We start from the raw sequence: 17546 nt of genomic DNA, 5'->3' as shown, positions 1-17546 counted from the left end.
GAAGGCCATGACCCGCACTCCCGTGAATGTCACCGTCACCGGCGCCGCCGGCCAGATCGGCTACGCGCTGCTCTTCCGCATCGCGTCCGGCCACCTGCTCGGCGCGGACGTGCCGGTCAAGCTCCGCCTCCTGGAGATCCCCCAGGGCATGAAGGCCGCCGAGGGCACCGCCATGGAGCTCGACGACTGCGCCTTCCCGCTGCTCAAGGGCATCGACATCTTCGACGACCCGAACGCGGGCTTCGAGGGTGCGAACGTCGCCCTGCTCGTGGGCGCCCGCCCGCGCACCAAGGGCATGGAGCGCGGCGACCTGCTCTCCGCCAACGGCGGCATCTTCAAGCCGCAGGGCAAGGCCATCAACGACCACGCCGCGGACGACATCAAGGTCCTGGTCGTCGGCAACCCGGCGAACACCAACGCGCTCATCGCGCAGGCCGCCGCCCCGGACGTACCGGCCGAGCGCTTCACCGCGATGACCCGCCTCGACCACAACCGCGCGATCTCGCAGCTGGCCGCCAAGACCGGTGCCGCCGTCTCCGACATCAGGCGCCTCACCATCTGGGGCAACCACTCGGCGACCCAGTACCCGGACATCTTCCACGCGGAGATCGCCGGCAAGAACGCCGCCGAGGTCGTCAGCGACGAGCTGTGGCTCGCCGACACCTTCATCCCGACCGTCGCCAAGCGCGGCGCCGCGATCATCGAGGCCCGTGGCGCGTCCTCTGCCGCCTCCGCCGCGAACGCCGCCATCGACCACGTCCACACGTGGGTCAACGGCACCGCCGCGGGCGACTGGACCTCCATGGGCATCCCGTCGGACGGCTCCTACGGCGTCCCGGAGGGCATCATCTCCTCCTTCCCCGTCACCACCAAGGACGGCAAGTACGAGATCGTCCAGGGCCTGGACATCAACGAGTTCTCCCGTGCGCGCATCGACGCGTCCGTGGCGGAGCTCGTCGAGGAGCGCGACGCGGTCCGCGAGCTCGGCCTGATCTGAGCGGCCTGATCCGACCGGCCCGACGGGCCCCGGCCGACGACCCGGCCGCCCCGTCGACGCGGTGGATCCGATCCCGCGACACCTGAAAGCCCCGGCGTACGCGCCGGGGCTTTTTGGCGTGAAGCGCCCTGTCCGGCGCACCCCGCGCGCCGTACGGTTGCCCTCCTCCCGAGCGAGGAGAACACGTGAGTGGCACACCCGACGGCAGGGCCCCCGTGGACCCGGTGGCGACAGAGGCGGGACGCCTGCTGTGCGCCGGCGCCTACCTCGACCCGGCCTACCGCGACCGGGTGATCGAGGAGCTGTACGTCCACGAGGAACGGTTCCCCGCACCCTCCTACGGGTTCGACGCCGCCCGCGTCCTCGCCCACGCCCTGCGCGCCCTGCGCACCGAAGTGGCCTGGTCGGCGGCCATCGTCGCGGTGTGGGGCCTCGGCCTCCTCCTCACCCGCGCGTTCTTCCTCTTCCTGCTCGTCCCCGCGCTGCTCCTGAGCGGGGCCGGCCGCATCAAGAAGCGCCGCGAGCGGACCGGCCGCGGCGCCCGGGGCTTCGAATGGATCCTGCGCGGCTGCGCCGCCTTCCTCCTCGGCCGGATCCTGTGGGGCGTGCTCCGCGGGTTCTTCACGGACGACGCGGGCAGCGGAGGGAGCCCGGACCTGAGCTACCTCGGCGAGTACCTCGCGCGCGTCCTCCAGACCGACCCGCTCGGCATCTTCATGGAGGTGCCCAGGATCGGCCAGTACTACGGGGAGGCCTACGCGTGGACGGTCGTCCTGATCGCGGTACTGGTCACGGTGCTCGTCTACTTCCAGCGCGGGCACTTCGCGCAGACCATCAACTCCTCGCTCAGCCGCGCGCACTACGCGGACTGGGAGGCCGACCCGGTCGGGGGCCCGCGCTTCCACCGGGCCCAGGACCGGATCCTGCGCATGCAGCACGCGCAGGTGGTCCTGTACGACATCGACAACCCGTTCTGCGGGGCCGGCCAGGCCCGTCTGCCGTGGCAGCTGACGGTGGAGCTGCGCCCGCGTGCCGGAGCGGGGGCCCGCCGCCTCGACAACGCGGGGATCATCGAGCGGATCCGGCCCAAGCTGGAGGCCCTGCGGGTCCCCTCGCCGGGCGGCCCCGAGGGGTCGGAGGCGAGCGTGCTGGACCGGCTGCGCGAACTGGCCATCGACGAGTGCGTGTTCCTGCCGGCCGCCGGACTGCCCGACGTGGATGCGGTCGACGTGTCCGAGGAGGCGTTCGCCGGACACCGCGCCGCGGCGGTCGAGGAAGGCGGCGAGCGGCGCCGGCACTTCCTGCGCGTCCGGATCGGCGGCTGGGACGAGAACCTCGTCATCACCGTCTTCATCCGGGTCCACACGCAGGGCGGCATGCTGATGCTGGAGGTCGCCCCGCACGTGCTGCTGCCGGTACGCCCCGATTTCCAGCGCGCCGACGACATCGCCCGGCGCCACCGACGCAACAGCCCCCTCGCCAAGGTGCTGCTGGCCGTCAGCAACGCCCCCGGCTCGCTCGGCGTGGCCCTCGCCACCCTCGGCGGGGCCTGCCGGGTCCCGTGGCGGCTGGCGACCGCCGGGCACGGCGTCGCGTACGCGGCGGGGCCGGCCGCGTCCGTACGCGAACTCGCCTCGCAGCGGGAGCTGTCGCTGTTCCAGCTGATGGACCTGGACCGGTACGTGAAGACCATCCAGGAGCGCATCGTCGGCGGGGTGACGCAGGCGCTGCACGACGCGGGCTGGCACACCGAGGAGTTCGCGGAGCGCGCGGTCAACGTCGCGGAAGGCGGGGTGTTCATCCAGTCGGTGAGCAACAGCGCCTTCGGCATCAACGGAGTGAGCCAGAACAGCACGGTGAACCAGGGCACCGACAAGTCGGACCGGAAGGACGGGCGCGTGCGCGCGGGCAAGGAGAGCAGAAGTGGCCAATAGCGGAGGCGAAGGCGCCGGGCTGCCCTCGGTGCGGATCGGCGACGTACGGGGCAGCGCCTTCAGCATCGGCGGCACGGACGTCAGCAACAGCACGGTCAACCACGGCGGTACGGGGGCCGACGCCGGTGCGGCCGGGCCGACCGCGCAGGAGCTGCTGGAGGCCGTACGAGACCTCCGCGCGGCCCTCGTACGGCTGCCCCGGAGCGACGCGAGGGCCGACCTCGACGCCGAACTGGACGCGGCGGCGCAGGAGTTGGAGTCGGCGGCGGACGGCGAGGAGGTCAGGCCGGGCCTGCCCGCCCGGCTGCGCGGGGCGCTGGAACGGTGGGCCCCGCTGGTGGACTCGGTGAGCGCGGCCACCGCGCTGGCCGCCCTGCTGACCTCGTTCGGGGGGTGATCCGTGGCCCCGGGGAGCGGCCCCGCCCGCTGGAACCCGCAGTCGCAGCAGTGGGAGCGCCAGGAGGATCCGGAGCGGCGGAGCCGACGCGGGCGCCCTGAGCCCGGGGCCGGGCGGGAGGAACCGGGGCCCGAGGGGCCGCAGCTCCCGCCGAAGCCCGCCTACCCGCCGGGCACGGAGCCGCCGGACCCGGCGGACGCCGACGCCCCGGCCGACACCCCGCAGGAAGCCCCGGCCGACACCCCGCAGGACGCTTCGCCCGCGCAGCGCACGGGGCGCCGGTGGCGGCTCCGGCCGGGGATCGCGATCGGCGTGGCGGTGGTGGCCGTCGGCGGGGCCGCGCTGGCCACCCCGTACCTGATGGCGGACCCCGCGGCCCTGCCCGACGGCTACAAGGTGCTGCGCAGCGCCGGGTCGGGCTTCCAGGTCGCGGTCCCGGACGACTGGCAGCTCAGCACGTTCGAGAGCGGGACCGCGGCCGGCACGGTGTTCCGCCCAGGGCAGGGCCGCGGCAGCCTGCTCCAGGTCTTCCCGGTCACGAGCGGCCCCGACAACCCGTGCGAGGTCCTGGTCGAGGACACCAAGGAGCTGAACTCCCGGGACGGCTACCGGCGCATCTCGCTCGAATCGAGGGACACCACCGGCTGCGAGATCGTCTACGAGCTCCCCGACGGGGACACGAGCGGGACCGCGCACGCCATCGGGCGGCTGACCGTCGCCTCCGACGGCAGCCGCTGGGTGCTCATGGGCGTCGGCCCGGCCGCCGAGGCCAAGGCCGTCCGCACGCGCATGGCGGCGGCCCTGGGCTCGTTCCGGCCGGACTGAGAGCGGTCGTCGGTCCGCCCGCCGCCCGTCCGTGTGTCTGCTACTTGAACATGCCCGGCGTGTAGTGGCCCGGGACCATGCGCGTGGTGACCGCGAAGCGGTTCCAGACGTTGATCGTCGCGATCACGGCGATCAGGTGGGAGAGCTCCTTCTCGTCGAAGTGCTTCGCGGCCTTCTCGTACACCTCGTCGGGAACGAAACCGTCGGTCAGGACGGTCACGGCCTCGGTCAGTTCGATCGCGGCCACTTCCTTCTCGGTGTAGAAGTGGCGCGACTCCTCCAGGGCGCTGAGCTGGATGATCCGCTCGACGCTCTCGCCGCCGGCGATGGCGTCCTTGGTGTGCATGTCCAGGCAGAACGCGCAGTGGTTCAGCTGCGAGGCGCGGATCTTGACCAGTTCGATCAGGGCCGGGTCCAGGCCCTTCCTCGCGGCCATCTCCAGGCCGACGATCGCCTTGTAAACCTCGGGTGCGTGCTTGGCCCAGCCCATGCGGGGGGTGTGCTCGGGTGCGTGTGCGGTGGTGTCTTGGTACGTGGTGGTCATGTGTCCACTTTAAGAAGCAGGCGGCCCGCCCGTATGGTCCATATCCATGACGGAATCATGGGCCACTTCCGATGCCGGGGCGGAGGGCGCGGGCGGCGATGCCGGTGCCGATTTCGGCGCTGACCTGCATCTGGACCTCTCCGCCGGGCGAGGCCTGCGCGCCGGGCTCGTCGACGCGCTGCGCGAGGCCGCGCGCAGCGGGCGGCTGGCGCCCGGGACCCGGCTGCCGTCCTCGCGCACCTTCGCCGCCGACCTCGGGATCGCGCGGAACACGGTCGCCGAGGCGTACGCCGAGCTCGTCGCCGAGGGCTGGCTGACGGCCCGCCAGGGCTCGGGCACGCGGGTCGCGGAACGGGCCCGGCCGCTGCGGCCCGCGGGGTCCGCCCGGGTCCGGCACCCCGCGCCCAAGCGGCACTCGTACAGCCTGGTGCCCGGCACCCCGGACCTGGGCGCCTTCCCGCGCGCCGCCTGGCTGACGGCGGCCCGGCGGGCGCTGACGGACGCGCCGAACGAGGCCTTCGGGTACGCGATCGACGTGCGCGGCCGGGTGGAGCTGCGGGAGGCGCTCGCCGGATACCTGGCGCGGGCGCGCGGGGTGTACGCGGACCCGGAGCGGATCGTGCTGTGCGCGGGGTTCGCGCACGCGCTGATGCTGCTGGCGGGGGTGCTGCGGGCGCGCCGGGTACGGGAGGTGGCGGTGGAGGGGTACGGCCTCTACATGCACCGGGAGACGCTGACGCGGGCGGGGCTGCGGACCCGGCCGCTCGCGGTGGACGACGCGGGCGCTCGGACGCAGGACCTGTCCGGGGTGGGCGCGGGCGCCGGGGCGGTGCTGCTGACCCCCGCGCACCAGTTCCCCACCGGGGCGGCGCTGACCCCGGCCCGCCGGGCGGCGGCGGTCGACTGGGCCCGGAGTACGGGCGGGCTGATCGTGGAGGACGACTACGACGGGGAGTTCCGCTACGACCGCCAGGCGGTGGGCGCGTTGCAGGGACTGGATCCGGACCGGGTGGTGTACCTCGGCACGGCGAGCAAGTCGCTCGCGCCGGGGCTGCGGATGGGGTGGATGGTGGTGCCGCCGGGGCTGCTGGACGAGGTCCTCGCGGCGAAGGGCACGACCGACTGGACGTCGAGCGCGGTGGACCAGCTGACGCTGGCGGAGTTCATCCGGTCCGGGGCGTACGACCGCCACGTACGCGGCATGCGGCTGCGGTACCGGCGGCGCCGGGACGAGCTGGTCGCGGCGGTTTCCGGCCGGGTGGCGGTGTCGGGCATCGCGGCGGGCCTGCACGCGGTGCTGGACCTGCCGGCGGGGACCGAGGCCGCGGTCCTGCGGGCCGCGGCCTGGCAGGACCTGGCGGTGGTGCCCCTGTCCTTCTTCGCCCACCCGGACGCGGAACTCCCTCGGCGGGAAGCGCTGGTGGTTGGCTACGGCACCCCGCCGACGAGCGCCTGGTCGGCCACGCTGACGGCCCTGCTCGCCGCCCTGCCGTAGCGGGGACCGCCTGCGCCTCAGACGCCGGCTGGGCCGGATTGCGCCGGCGCAGGATTCGGGGGCTCGCCGAAGCGGGCCAGGGCCAGGGCTCCGGCCACCGCCACCGCGAAGCCGAGGACCGCCAGCCAGGCCAGGCCCTCGCGGGTGCTGTCGCCGAGCCAGACCACGCCCACCACCGCCGGGCCGATCGTCTCGCCGAGCACCATGCCCGCCGTGGCCACCGTCACCGAGCCGCGCTGGAGCGCCGAGGTGAGCAGCAGGAACGCCGCGCCCCCGCCCAGCAGCAGTGCGTACAGCGCCGGGTTCGCCAGCGACGCGAGCGAGATGCCGTCGATGAGGCGGACCGCCACCTCCACCACCCCGAACCCGGTCCCCGCCGCCAGGCCGAGGACCAGCGCCCGCGACCGGTCCGGGAGCCCCCCGGCCACCACCCCCACCAGCAGCACCAGTCCCGCCACTCCCAGCAGCCCCAGCTTCAGCGCGAACGACCCGGTCCCCGAGCCCTCCTCGCCCGACGCCAGCGCCAGCATCGCCAGCCCCGCGCACACCACCCCCACCGCGCCCCACTCGGCCCCGCTCAGCCGTACGTGCAGCAGCCGCGCCGAGACCACCGCCGTCACCGCGAGGCTCGCCGCCAGCGCCGCCCCCACCGTGTAGATCGGGATGTGCCGCAGCGCCACGATCTGGAGGACGAACCCGGCCGCGTCCAGCCCCAGGCCCGCCACGTACCGCCACTGCCGGGCCGCCCGCAGCAGCAGCGCCGCGTCCACCCCGGATCCGGTCCCCGGCTCCGCCGCCCGCGCGGCCATCGCCTGCAGCACCGACGCCGTACCGAAACAGACCGCCGCACCGAGCGCGCAAACCATCCCAAGGAGCACGAAATGACTCTAGATCATGGAGGTCATGAGGGGGTTTCGACGGCCGGATTCCATCGGTTCGCCGCCCCGTTCTAGTCTGTCCGCCATGGACGACAGCAGTACGAGCAGCAGCGACACCACCGGCACCACCCGACGCCGCATGCGTTCCGGCGGCGTCGCCCTCGGCGGCATGGGCCTGCTCGCCGCCGCCCTCGTGGCCTGCGGCAGCAGCAGCGAGCCCGACAAGCGCTGCGCGGACCGCGTCACCCTGGAGAAGCTGAACACCAAGGAGTGCAAGAGCGGCGGCCGCGGCGCGTACTACTACGGCGGCTCCGCCGCGTCCAGCAACCGCGTCAGCGGCGGCAGCTTCGACAAGTCCGCCGTCACCCGCGGCGGCATCGGCGGCCACTCCAGCTCCAGCGGCGGCTGAACCCCGTGCAGCGCCACACCATCGAGCCGCGCCCCGACTGGCAGAAGACCGTCGAGGAGCAGGGGCTGATCTACCCCCTCACCCGCTACCCCGACGACTCCCTGCGCCCCTACTGGGACGAGAGCGCGTACTACTCCTTCTCGCTCCCCGAGGTGGAGGCGCTGGAGAACGTCGTCGAGGAGCTGCACGCCATGTGCCTGGCCGCGGCCGCGCACATCGTCGAGCACGACCGCTTCGCCGACCTCGGCATCACCGATGCGCGCCTCGCGCGGCTCATCGCCGAGTCCTGGCGCCGGCGCGCCGAACAGCCCTCCCTCTACGGCCGGTTCGACCTGCGCTACGACGGCTCCGGCGGCCCGGCCAAGATGCTGGAGTACAACGCCGACACCCCGACCTCCCTCGTGGAGGCGGCCAGTCCGCAGTGGTTCTGGATGGAGGAGCGCTTCCCCGGCGCCGACCAGTGGAACTCCCTCCACGAGCGGCTCGTCGAGGCCTGGCGCCGGCAGGCGGAACTGCTGCCGGCCGGCCCGCTGCACTTCGCGCACTCCGAGACCGACGAGCTCGGCGAGGACCTGATGACGGTCGCCTACCTCCAGGAGACCGCCGAGCAGGCGGGCCTGGAGACGGAGGCGCTGTCCGTCGAACAGATCGGCTGGGACAGCCTGTCGGGCCGGTTCGTCGACCAGAAGCTCGGCTTCATCCGCAGCTGCTTCAAGCTCTACCCGTGGGAGTGGCTGGCCACCGACGCCTTCGGCCCGCAGGTCCTGGGCACGTACGACCACGGCGGCGGCTCCGGGAGCACCACCTGGATCGAGCCGCTGTGGAAGATGCTGCTGTCCAACAAGGCGCTGCTGGCGATCCTGTGGGAGCTCTTCCCGGAGCACCCGAACCTGCTGCCCGCCTACCTCGACGGCCCGCGCGAGCTCGCGGAGACCACCGGGTACGCCGCGAAGCCGCTGCTGGGCCGCGAGGGCGCCGGGGTCACCCTGCACCCGGCCGGCGGCGACGAGCCGTTCACACCGGCCGAGGGGGAGACGTACGTCTTCCAGGGCCTGGCCCCGCTCCCCGACTTCGACGGCAACCGCGTGGTGCTCGGCGCCTGGGTCGTCGAGGAGGAGGCGGCGGGCCTGGGCATCCGCGAGTCGGCGGGCCCGGTCACGGACGAGTACGCCCGCTTCCTGCCCCACGTCATCCTGTGACCGCGCCGCCGGGGGCGCGGCCGCGCCCCCGGCGGAATTCCGTCAGCCCGCGGCCAGCACCTCCCGCAGCTGGTCCAGACCCCAGTCCAGGTCCTCCTTGCTGATCACCAGCGGGGGCGCGATGCGGATCGTCGCCCCGTGGGTGTCCTTGACCAGGACGCCCCGCTCCATCAGCCGCTCCGAGATCTCACGGCCGGTGCCGTGCGCCGGGTCGATGTCGACGCCCGCCCACAGCCCGCGCCCGCGTACGGCGGTCACCGCGCCCCCGCCGACCAGCAGGTTCAGCTCCCGGTGCAGATGGTCGCCGAGCTCGGCGGCGCGCTGCTGGTGCTCGCCGGAGCGCAGCATCGCGATCACCTCCAGGGCGACCGCGCAGGCCAGCGGGTTGCCGCCGAAGGTGGAGCCGTGCTCGCCGGGCCGGAACACCCCGAGCACGTCCCGGTCGGCGATCACGGCCGAGACCGGGACCACGCCGCCGCCCAGCGCCTTGCCGAGGATGTACACGTCCGGTACGACGTCCTCGTGCTCGCACGCGAAGGTCTTGCCGGTCCGGCCCAGCCCCGACTGGATCTCGTCCGCCATGAACAGGACGTTCCGCTCGCGCGTGAGCTCCCGTACGCCCTGCAGGTAGCCGGGGGGCGGCACCAGCACCCCGGCCTCGCCCTGGATCGGCTCCAGCAGCACGGCCACGGTGTTGGCCGTGACCGCCGCCGCCAGCGCGGTGAGGTCCCCGTACGGAACGATCTCGAACCCGGGGGTGTAGGGCCCGTAGTGGTCGCGCGCCTCGTGGTCCGTCGAGAAGCTCACGATGGTCGTCGTACGGCCGTGGAAGTTGTTGGCCGCGACCACGATCTTGGCCTGCCCGTCCGGGACGCCCTTGACCTCGTAACCCCACTTGCGGGCCGTCTTCACCGCCGTCTCCACGGCCTCCGCGCCCGTGTTCATCGGCAGCACCATCTCCTTGCCGCACAGTGCGGCGAGCTCGCTGCAGAAATCGGCGAACCGGTCGTGGTGGAAAGCCCGCGAGGTGAGGGTGACCCGCTCCAGCTGCGCCTTGGCAGCATCGAGCAGACGGCGGTTGCCGTGGCCGAAGTTGAGCGCCGAGTAGCCCGCGAGCATGTCCAGGAACCGGCGGCCCTCCACGTCGGTCATCCACGCGCCTTCCGCGGACGCCACGACGACGGGCAGCGGGTGGTAGTTGTGCGCGCTGTGCGCCTCGGCGGAGCGCAGGGCTTCAGCAGTTGTCGACACGGGGTCTCCGATCGTCGGGGGCGGGCGGGATGGAGGTGACGAGGGTGATGGAGGTGACGGGGGTGTCGTCACGTGCATCACGTCACCTTGTATACGGCTATACGTCGCTCGTATACCGGACGGGGAAACCTTTCTTGTGGACCGCCCGCTAAGGTGAGCGGTACGCACGGCGACTGGCGTACGGAGAACCAACTCCGGGGGAGTCGTGCGCGCACGACCGCATACAGGGCCGCTCGCCTGGGCCTCGCGGGGACGAGATCTGACATCGACCCCGGAGGAGCCGCCATGAGCGCGAGCCGCCACCCCGCCCTGACCGCCGTCGACCCCGAGCTGGCGTCCTTCGTCGCCGCCGAGGAGACCCTGCAGGCGCAGACCCTGCGCCTGATCCCGAGCGAGAACTACGTGTCCGCCGCCGTGCTCGAAGCCTCCGGCACGGTGCTGCAGAACAAGTACAGCGAGGGCTACCCGGGCCGCCGCTACTACGAGGGCCAGCAGAACATCGACCGCGTCGAGGCGCTGGCCGTCGAGCGGGCGAAGGGCCTGTTCGGGGTGGACCACGCCAACGTCCAGCCGTACTCCGGCTCTCCGGCGAACCTCGCGGTGTACCTGGCCTTCGCGAAGCCGGGCGACACGGTCATGGGCATGGCCCTGCCGATGGGCGGGCACCTGACGCACGGCTGGGGGGTCTCGGCGACGGGATCCTGGTTCCGCGGCGTGCAGTACGGGGTGTCCGCGCAGACGGGCCTGATCGACTACGACGCCGTGCGCGAGCTCGCGCTGGCGGAGCGCCCGAAGATCATCTTCTGTGGCGGTACGGCGCTCCCGCGCACGATCGACTTCGAGGCGTTCGCCTCGATCGCCCAGGAGGCGGGCTCGGTCCTCGTCGCCGACGTGGCGCACATCGCGGGCCTGATCGCGGGCGGGGCGCACCCGTCGCCGGCCGGGCACGTGGACGTGGTCTCCACGACCACGCACAAGACGCTGCGCGGGCCGCGGGGCGCGATGCTGATGTGCCGCGAGGAGCACGCGAAGGCCATCGACAAGGCGGTCTTCCCGGGCCTGCAGGGCGGCCCGCACAACCAGACGACGGCCGGCATCGCGGTGGCCCTGCACGAGGCGGCGCAGCCGTCGTTCGTGTCGTACGCGCACGCGGTGGTCGCCAACGCGAAGGCGCTGGCGGCGGCCCTGCTGGCCCGCGGCTTCGACCTGGTGTCGGGCGGTACGGACAACCACCTGATCCTGATGGACCTGACCTCGCGCGGGGTGCCGGGCAAGGTGGCGGCCAAGGCGCTGGACCGCGCCGGGATCGTGGTGAACTACAACACGGTCCCGTTCGACCCCCGCAAGCCCTTCGACCCGTCGGGCATCCGCATCGGCACGCCTTCGCTGACCTCGCGGGGCCTGGGGACGGACCACATGCCGCTGGTGGCGGAGTGGATCTCCCGAGCCGTGGACGCCGCCGCGAAGCAGGACGAACCGGCCCTGGCCGCCATCCGCACCGAGGTGGCGGATCTGATGTCGGCCTACCCGGCCCCGGGCCTCCCGCTGTCCTGACCGGTCCCCCCGACCCGTCCCCCGACCCGTCACACCCCCGGGGTTCCGCCCCGGGGGTTTCGGACAGGTGCGGACCACCGCGGCCGCCGTACCTGAGAGAATGAAGCCATGGCTTCTGATCGTCCTCGCGCGCTCTCCGGCATCCAGCCCACCTCCGGCTCGTTCCACCTCGGGAACTACCTCGGAGCCATCCGCCAGTACGTCGCCCTGCAGGAGACGCACGACGCGTTCTACATGGTCGTCGACCTGCACGCGATCACCATGCCGCAGGATCCGAAGGAGCTGCGCGCCAATACCCGCCTCTCCGCAGCGCAGCTGCTCGCCGCCGGTCTCGACCCCGACCGCTGCACGCTCTTCATCCAGAGCCACGTCCCCGAGCACGCACAGCTCGGCTGGGTCATGAACTGCATCACCGGCTTCGGCGAGGCCAGCCGGATGACCCAGTTCAAGGACAAGTCCGCCAAGGGCGGCGTCAACAACGCCACCGTCGGCCTGTTCACGTACCCGATCCTCCAGGTCGCCGACATCCTGCTCTACCAGGCCAACGCCGTCCCCGTCGGCGAGGACCAGCGCCAGCACATCGAGCTGACCCGCGACCTGGCCGAGCGCTTCAACCAGCGCTACGGCCGGACCTTCACGCTCCCCGCCGCGCACATCGTCAAGGAGGTCGCGAAGATCTACGACCTCCAGGACCCCTCGATCAAGATGTCGAAGTCCGCGTCCTCCCCCAAGGGCCTGATCAACCTCCTCGACGAGCCCAAGGTCACCGAGAAGAAGATCAAGAGCGCGGTCACCGACACCGAGGCCGAGGTCCGCTTCGACACCGAGAACAAGCCCGGCGTCAGCAACCTGCTCACGATCTACTCCACCCTCACGGGGGAGTCGATCCCGGCCCTGGAGACCCGCTACGAGGGCAAGGGCTACGGCGCGCTCAAGACGGACCTGGCCGGCGTGATGGTCGATTTCGTCACACCGTTCAAGCAGCGCACCCAGGAGTACCTGGACGACCCGGAGACCCTGGATTCCATCCTGGCCAAGGGTGCGGAGAAGGCCCGCGCGGTCGCCGCCGAGACCCTGGCGCAGGCCTACGACCGCCTCGGTCTGGTGCCCGCCAAGCACTGACCGCCGGAGGCCCTGGCAATCCGGGGGGTGCTGGCCCCACACTGGGTCGGCAGGACCCGTACGCAACCCGTACACACCAGATGACGGAGGAGACATACGTGGGGACCGTAACGCTCGGCGTTTCGATCGCGGTCCCGGAGCCGTACGGCAGCCAGCTCCAGCAGCTGCGCGCCGGCTTCGGGGACGTTGCCGCGCACGGCATCCCCACGCATGTCACCCTCGTCCCGCCCACCGAGGTGGAGGCGGACCGGCTGGCGGAGATCAGGGCCCACCTGGCCGAGGTCGCCGCCGCCTTCGGCCCCTTCGGGATGCGGCTGTCGGGCACGGGAACCTTCCGCCCGCTCTCGCCGGTCGTCTTCGTCCAGGTCGTCGAGGGCGGTACGGGCTGCACCCGGCTCCAGGGCCTGGTGCGCGACCCGGACGGGCCGCTCGGCCGCGAGCTGGCGTTCCCGTACCACCCGCACGTCACGGTCGCCCACGGGATCTCCGAGGAGGCGATGGACCTGGCGTCCGCCACCCTCGCCGACTACGCGGCGCAATGGACCTGCACCGGCTTCGCGCTCTACGAGCAGGGCTCGGACGGGGTCTGGCGCAAGCTGCGCGAATACCCTTTCGGCACCGGCCCGATCGCCGGAGTCCCGGCGCAGTCGGGCTCACCGGTCGATGAGGCGGCGCCGGCCGCGGGGCCCGCGGGCGAGACGGCCGTACGGCGCTCCTGACGCAGCGGCCTGAGGCTCTGGCGGGCGTGGAAGCGGAGCGTACGCAGGAGCAGGGTGGGGAAGGGACAGCCCGTCGGAAGCGCTTCGCGAAAAGTCACAATCGACGACCGTAGCGCCCGAAACCGGTAATCCCGGCTATTTCCGTCGCCTCATTTAACGTGACCCCATGGACTGGCTGACGAAACTCCCGGTGATCGGCCCGCTCGTGGTCCGGTTGATGCGGACCCACGCCTGGCGCGCCTACGAGCGCCTCGACCGGGTCCACTGGAGCCGGCTCGCCTCGGCGATCACCTTCATCAGCTTCATCGCGCTCTTCCCGCTGATCACCGTGGCCGCCGTCATCGGCGCCGCACTGCTCAGCAAGGAGCAGCTGGACCGGCTCCAGAAGAACCTCGCCGAGCAGGTCCCCGGCATCTCCGACCAGCTCGACATCGACGGCCTCGTCGCCAACGCGGGCACGATCGGGCTCGTCGCCGCCGCCCTGCTGCTCGTCACCGGCATCGGGTGGGTCGGCTCGATGCGGGACTGCCTGCGCGCGGTGTGGGAGAAGGACGACGAGGAGCAGGGGAACCCCATCGTCCGCAAGGGCAAGGACGGGCTCGTACTCGTCGGCCTCGGGGTCGTGGGCCTGGCCTCGGCGGCGGCCTCGATCCTCGGCTCCAGCGCGGTCGGAAAGTTCGGCGGCTGGCTGGGCGTGCCGCAGCACGGCGCGGGCGGCGCGCTCCTGCGCACCGGCGCCTTCCTCGTCGGCGTCCTCGCCGCCTTCCTGATCCTGCTGTACGTGCTGACCCTGCTGCCCGGCGTCGAACCGCCGCGCCACCGCCTGATCCAGGCCGCCCTGCTCGGCGCGGCCGGCTTCGAACTGCTGAAACTGCTGCTCAGCGGCTATATGCGCGGGGTCGCCGCGAAGAGCATGTACGGGGCCTTCGGCGTGCCCGTCGCCCTGCTGATCTGGATCAACCTCATGGCGAAGCTGCTGCTGTTCTGCTCCGCCTGGACGGCCACCCGCGCCGACGCGGACGGCGACGGCGCGCAGGACCCGGAGGATCCGCGGGAGCCCGAGAAGCAGGCGGCGTAAGACACCCCCTGGGACTCCCGGGGCGCCTACGACGCCTGGTCGCCGCCGGTGCGGCGGCCGCGCGGGCCCCGAGGCCAGCGGCGGTTGACCGCGTACGCCCCGCCCGCGATCACGGCCAGTGCCCCGCCCGCGACCCCGAGCGCGGTGCCGACACCGCCGCCCGCGCCCTCACCGGCCGCCGACGGGTCGTGCTCGTGCGACTGGGCGGGGGAGCCGATCGAGGAGGTGTCCGCGCTCTTCGGCGGGACCAGCTGGCCCACCGGCTTGACCTTGCCGATCGCCGCGAACCCCCAGTCGAAGAGGTCGGCGGTCTCCTCGTAGACGGAGTTCAGCCCGCCCGAGGCCGGGTTCATCACCGTGACCAGCAGCTTCTTGTTGCCCTGCTGCGCCGCGCCGGTGAAGGTCGAGCCGGCCATGGTCGTGTTGCCGTTCTTCACCCCCGCGATGCCCTTGTACGGGGAGAGCCCGCCGGAGCCCGTCATCAGCCGGTTGGTGTTCTGGATCTCGAAGTACTCCCGCGGCTTCCCGGGCTCCTGCAGCCCCGGGAACTTCGCCTCCGCCGTCCCGCAGTACTCCCGGAAGTCCTGCTTCTGCAGCCCGGAGCGGGCGATGAGGGTGAGGTCGTACGCGCTCGACACCTGCTCCGGGGCGTCGTACCCGTCCGGCGACACCACGTGCGTGTCGAGGGCCTGGAGCTCCTCGGCGTGCGCCTGCATGTCCTTGACGGTCTTGTCGATGCCGCCGTTCATGGCGGCCAGCACGTGCACCGCGTCGTTCCCGGACCGCAGGAACACCCCGAGCCACAGGTCGTGCACCGAGTACTCGTGGTCCTCCTTGACCCCGACCAGGCTGGAGCCCGCGCCGACGCCCTCCATCTCCTGCTCGGTGACCTTGTGGACCTGGTCCTTCGGGAGGCTCGGCAGCACCGTGTCCGCGAAGAGCATCTTCAGGGTGGAGGCCGGGGGCAGCCGCCAGTGCGCGTTGTTGGCGGCCAGCACCTCGCCGGTCTCCGCGTCGGCCACGATCCACGAACGCCCCGACAGGCTCGTCGGCAGCGCGGGGGCCCCGGCGAGGGGGTTCACCTGCACCCCCGGCTTGCCGAGCAGGGCTCCGCCGACGGTGGACATCGACGCCGGCGGCGCGGCAGCGGCCGGGGCCTTGGGCGGCTGCGCCTTCCCGTCCGACGGCGGAGTGGGCGCGGCGTGCGCGGGCACCACGAGCATCGCGGGGACCAGCAGCCCGGCGGAAAGGACCGTCAGCGCGGTCTTCTTGGCAGACACGCAGGTGAAAGTACATCCCGATCGGCTGTCTGCCGTCAGGGACCGGCCAACATGGCCGAACCACCGCCGGTACAGCCCACCCCGACGCGTCCGTCCTGGGGACCAAACCGATACTGGGGGCATGAAACTCAGCCGCGCCGTCTCCTGGTTCCTGCTCGCCTTCGGAGTGTGGAGCTGGTTCATCTGGGCAACTTTCGTCCGGAACCTGTGGAAGGACGCCAGTGGTCTGGCATTCGACGCGGCGGGCGAGCCGACGGCCTACTTCTGGGTACACCTTCTCCTGGCCATCGCCTCCTTTCTCCTGGGGACGGCCGTTGGTGTGATCGGGTTGCGCGGCGTCCTCGCTCTGCGGCGTGAATCACGCCGGGGTCCGGACGCATGACAATCCTGCTCTTCGTGGTGATCGCCCTGGTGGTGCTGGCCCTGCTGGTGCTGGTCCACCGCTGGCTGTGGGTCCGGCTGGTCCGCGATACGACGCGCCCGCGCGGCACGGCGCGCCGCATCGGCACCACCCTCGCCTTCACGCTGCCGCTCCTCTCGCTGGCCGCCCTCACCGCGGGCCGCGCCGGCGCCCCCTTCTGGCTCCAACAGTCGGTGGCCTGGCCGGGTTACATGTGGCTCGCGGTCCTCCTGTACCTGGCCTTGGCAATGCTGGTGACGGAGCCCGTCCGGGCACTCCTGCTCCGCCGGACGCCCGGCTGCATCCAGCCCCGCCGGCGTTTGAGGCGCTCGGCGTCCCCCCAGCACAGCGAGGGGGAGGGACCGGGGGCGGAGCCCCCGGGTCTTCCCGGGCCCGGGCGGAGCCCGGGGAACGGTGGAAGGGCGGGTAGGGGACCAGCCCCGCAGGGCACCCCCGCCACCGACCTGGCCACCCCGGCCCCGCCGACGCAGGCCCCCGCCGGAGCGGCCCCGGCGACGCAGGCCCCCGGCGGAGCCACCCGACGCCAGTTCGTCGCACGAGCGCTCGGCGGCGCCGCCACCCTCGCAGCCACCGGAACCGTAGCCACCGGCACCTACGGAGTCCTCCGCGGCCCCCGCGTCAAGCGCGTCCAGGTCCCCCTCGCCAAACTGCCCCGCGCAGCGCACGGCTTCCGCATCGCCGTGGTCAGCGACATCCACCTCGGCCCGATCCTCGGCCGCGCCCACACCACCCGCATCGTCGAGACGATCAACCGCACCCAGCCCGACCTCATCGCCGTCGTCGGCGACCTCGTGGACGGCAGCGTCCACGACCTCGGCAGCGCCGCCGAGCCCCTCCGCCGGCTCTCCGCCCGCCACGGCTCGTACTTCGTCACCGGCAACCACGAGTACTTCTCCGGCGCCCAGCAGTGGATCGACCACGTCCGCGAGCTCGGCCTCACCCCCCTGGAGAACGCCCGCCGCCCCCTGCCGTACTTCGACCTCGCCGGCGTCAACGACGTCCAGGGCGAGACGGAGGGCCACGGTCCGGACTTCACGGCCGCGCTCGGCGACCGCGACCCGGCCCGGACCGCCGTACTCATGGCCCACCAGCCGATCGTGATCCACGACGCCGTCCGCCACGGCGTCGACCTCCAGCTCTCCGGCCACACCCACGGCGGCCAGCTCTGGCCCGGCAACTACCTCGCCGAGCTCGCCAACCCCACCGTCGCCGGGCTGGAGCGCTACGGCGACACCCAGCTCTACGTCTCGCGCGGCGCCGGTGCCTGGGGGCCGCCGGTCCGGGTCGGGGCCCCGTCCGACATCACGGTCGTAGAACTCGCCTCATACCAGGCCTGACCGGGCTCAACCGGTAACGACCCGCCGTGAATCGGCCTTCCCGAGGCCGAAATTCCATGATGGGATGACCGTTAATCGGACATGGGGATCCGGTGAGCGAGTCAAA

17 protein-coding genes and 1 riboswitch are annotated in these 17546 nt (G+C 72.5%); of the genes, 13 read left to right on the top strand and 4 right to left on the bottom strand.

All coding sequences use genetic code 11. The features are described 5' to 3' along the window. The first annotated feature begins 7 nt into the window (after positions 1-7). The 4 genes from ACIQU4_RS04350 to ACIQU4_RS04335 all read left to right on the top strand — a co-directional run bounded on the left by ACIQU4_RS04350 (position 8) and on the right by ACIQU4_RS04335 (position 4153). Complete coding sequence (locus ACIQU4_RS04350) at positions 8-997, top strand: malate dehydrogenase (RefSeq protein ID WP_403725564.1); 990 nt, start codon at positions 8-10, stop codon at positions 995-997. A 185-nt stretch (positions 998-1182) separates the two neighbouring features. Continuing rightward, the gene (locus tag ACIQU4_RS04345) at positions 1183-2931 is read left to right on the top strand and encodes a hypothetical protein (RefSeq protein ID WP_403725561.1); all 1749 of its coding nucleotides are present in this window, start codon (positions 1183-1185) and stop codon (positions 2929-2931) included. Next, positions 2921-3328, top strand: coding sequence for a hypothetical protein (locus tag ACIQU4_RS04340; protein WP_403725558.1), 408 nt, complete (start codon positions 2921-2923; stop codon positions 3326-3328). Before ACIQU4_RS04345 ends, ACIQU4_RS04340 begins: the two co-directional genes overlap by 11 nt. Before the next feature lie 3 nt (positions 3329-3331). Continuing rightward, positions 3332-4153, top strand: coding sequence for a hypothetical protein (locus ACIQU4_RS04335; RefSeq protein WP_403725556.1), 822 nt, complete (start codon positions 3332-3334; stop codon positions 4151-4153). A gap of 40 nt (positions 4154-4193) precedes the next feature. Here ACIQU4_RS04335 and ACIQU4_RS04330 read toward each other — a convergent pair whose 3' ends face one another. Further along, positions 4194-4697 carry a carboxymuconolactone decarboxylase family protein gene (locus ACIQU4_RS04330; protein WP_403725553.1) on the bottom strand — a complete coding sequence of 168 codons (504 nt, stop codon included), beginning with the start codon at positions 4695-4697 and terminating at the stop codon, positions 4194-4196. Positions 4698-4743: 46 nt separating this feature from the next. On the opposite strand from ACIQU4_RS04330, the gene ACIQU4_RS04325 reads away from it, so the two are divergent. Then, positions 4744-6192, top strand: a complete 1449-nt coding sequence (locus tag ACIQU4_RS04325; RefSeq protein WP_403725550.1) for a PLP-dependent aminotransferase family protein — start codon at positions 4744-4746, stop codon at positions 6190-6192. A 17-nt stretch (positions 6193-6209) separates the two neighbouring features. Here ACIQU4_RS04325 and ACIQU4_RS04320 read toward each other — a convergent pair whose 3' ends face one another. Next, positions 6210-7058 (bottom strand): hypothetical protein, encoded by an 849-nt coding sequence (locus tag ACIQU4_RS04320; RefSeq protein WP_403726004.1) that lies wholly within the window; start codon positions 7056-7058, stop codon positions 6210-6212. Positions 7059-7155: 97 nt separating this feature from the next. Between ACIQU4_RS04320 and ACIQU4_RS04315 the strand changes: the two genes are divergently transcribed. Then, the gene (locus ACIQU4_RS04315) at positions 7156-7479 is read left to right on the top strand and encodes a hypothetical protein (RefSeq protein ID WP_403725548.1); all 324 of its coding nucleotides are present in this window, start codon (positions 7156-7158) and stop codon (positions 7477-7479) included. Positions 7480-7484: 5 nt separating this feature from the next. Next, the gene (locus ACIQU4_RS04310; protein ID WP_403725546.1) at positions 7485-8678 is read left to right on the top strand and encodes a glutathionylspermidine synthase family protein; all 1194 of its coding nucleotides are present in this window, start codon (positions 7485-7487) and stop codon (positions 8676-8678) included. A 42-nt stretch (positions 8679-8720) separates the two neighbouring features. On the opposite strand, the gene rocD is transcribed toward ACIQU4_RS04310, so the two are convergent. After that, a complete protein-coding gene (gene rocD / locus ACIQU4_RS04305; protein ID WP_403725543.1) occupies positions 8721-9929 on the bottom strand; it encodes an ornithine--oxo-acid transaminase in 1209 nt (402 codons plus the stop codon). Between the two features lie 159 nt (positions 9930-10088). Continuing rightward, positions 10089-10179: riboswitch (ZMP/ZTP riboswitch) on the top strand. A gap of 35 nt (positions 10180-10214) precedes the next feature. Here rocD and glyA point away from each other — a divergent pair. The 4 genes from glyA to ACIQU4_RS04285 all read left to right on the top strand — a co-directional run bounded on the left by glyA (position 10215) and on the right by ACIQU4_RS04285 (position 14402). Then, the gene (gene glyA / locus ACIQU4_RS04300) at positions 10215-11483 is read left to right on the top strand and encodes a serine hydroxymethyltransferase (protein ID WP_403725540.1); all 1269 of its coding nucleotides are present in this window, start codon (positions 10215-10217) and stop codon (positions 11481-11483) included. A 108-nt stretch (positions 11484-11591) separates the two neighbouring features. After that, positions 11592-12605, top strand: a complete 1014-nt coding sequence (gene trpS / locus ACIQU4_RS04295; RefSeq protein ID WP_403725537.1) for a tryptophan--tRNA ligase — start codon at positions 11592-11594, stop codon at positions 12603-12605. A 98-nt stretch (positions 12606-12703) separates the two neighbouring features. Next, positions 12704-13324, top strand: a complete 621-nt coding sequence (locus ACIQU4_RS04290) for a 2'-5' RNA ligase family protein (protein WP_403725535.1) — start codon at positions 12704-12706, stop codon at positions 13322-13324. Between the two features lie 166 nt (positions 13325-13490). Beyond that, positions 13491-14402 carry a YihY/virulence factor BrkB family protein gene (locus ACIQU4_RS04285; RefSeq protein ID WP_403725532.1) on the top strand — a complete coding sequence of 304 codons (912 nt, stop codon included), beginning with the start codon at positions 13491-13493 and terminating at the stop codon, positions 14400-14402. A gap of 26 nt (positions 14403-14428) precedes the next feature. Here the strand turns inward: ACIQU4_RS04285 and ACIQU4_RS04280 are convergent, their stop codons facing one another. After that, entirely contained in the window at positions 14429-15682 is a 1254-nt protein-coding gene (locus tag ACIQU4_RS04280) for a D-alanyl-D-alanine carboxypeptidase family protein (protein WP_403725530.1), read from the bottom strand. A 121-nt stretch (positions 15683-15803) separates the two neighbouring features. On the opposite strand from ACIQU4_RS04280, the gene ACIQU4_RS04275 reads away from it, so the two are divergent. Continuing rightward, positions 15804-16064: an SCO4848 family membrane protein gene (locus tag ACIQU4_RS04275; protein ID WP_030154873.1), complete on the top strand. Its 261-nt coding sequence runs from the start codon at positions 15804-15806 to the stop codon at positions 16062-16064. Beyond that, positions 16061-17440 (top strand): metallophosphoesterase, encoded by a 1380-nt coding sequence (locus ACIQU4_RS04270; RefSeq protein ID WP_403725527.1) that lies wholly within the window; start codon positions 16061-16063, stop codon positions 17438-17440. Before ACIQU4_RS04275 ends, ACIQU4_RS04270 begins: the two co-directional genes overlap by 4 nt. Positions 17441-17546: the final 106 nt, after the last annotated feature.

The organism is Streptomyces sp. NPDC090741 (assembly GCF_044769045.1).
Classification (GTDB): Bacteria; Actinomycetota; Actinomycetes; order Streptomycetales; family Streptomycetaceae; genus Streptomyces.
The sequence above is the reverse complement of the archived record's forward strand: the minus strand, read 5'-3'. Positions and strand labels throughout refer to the sequence as shown.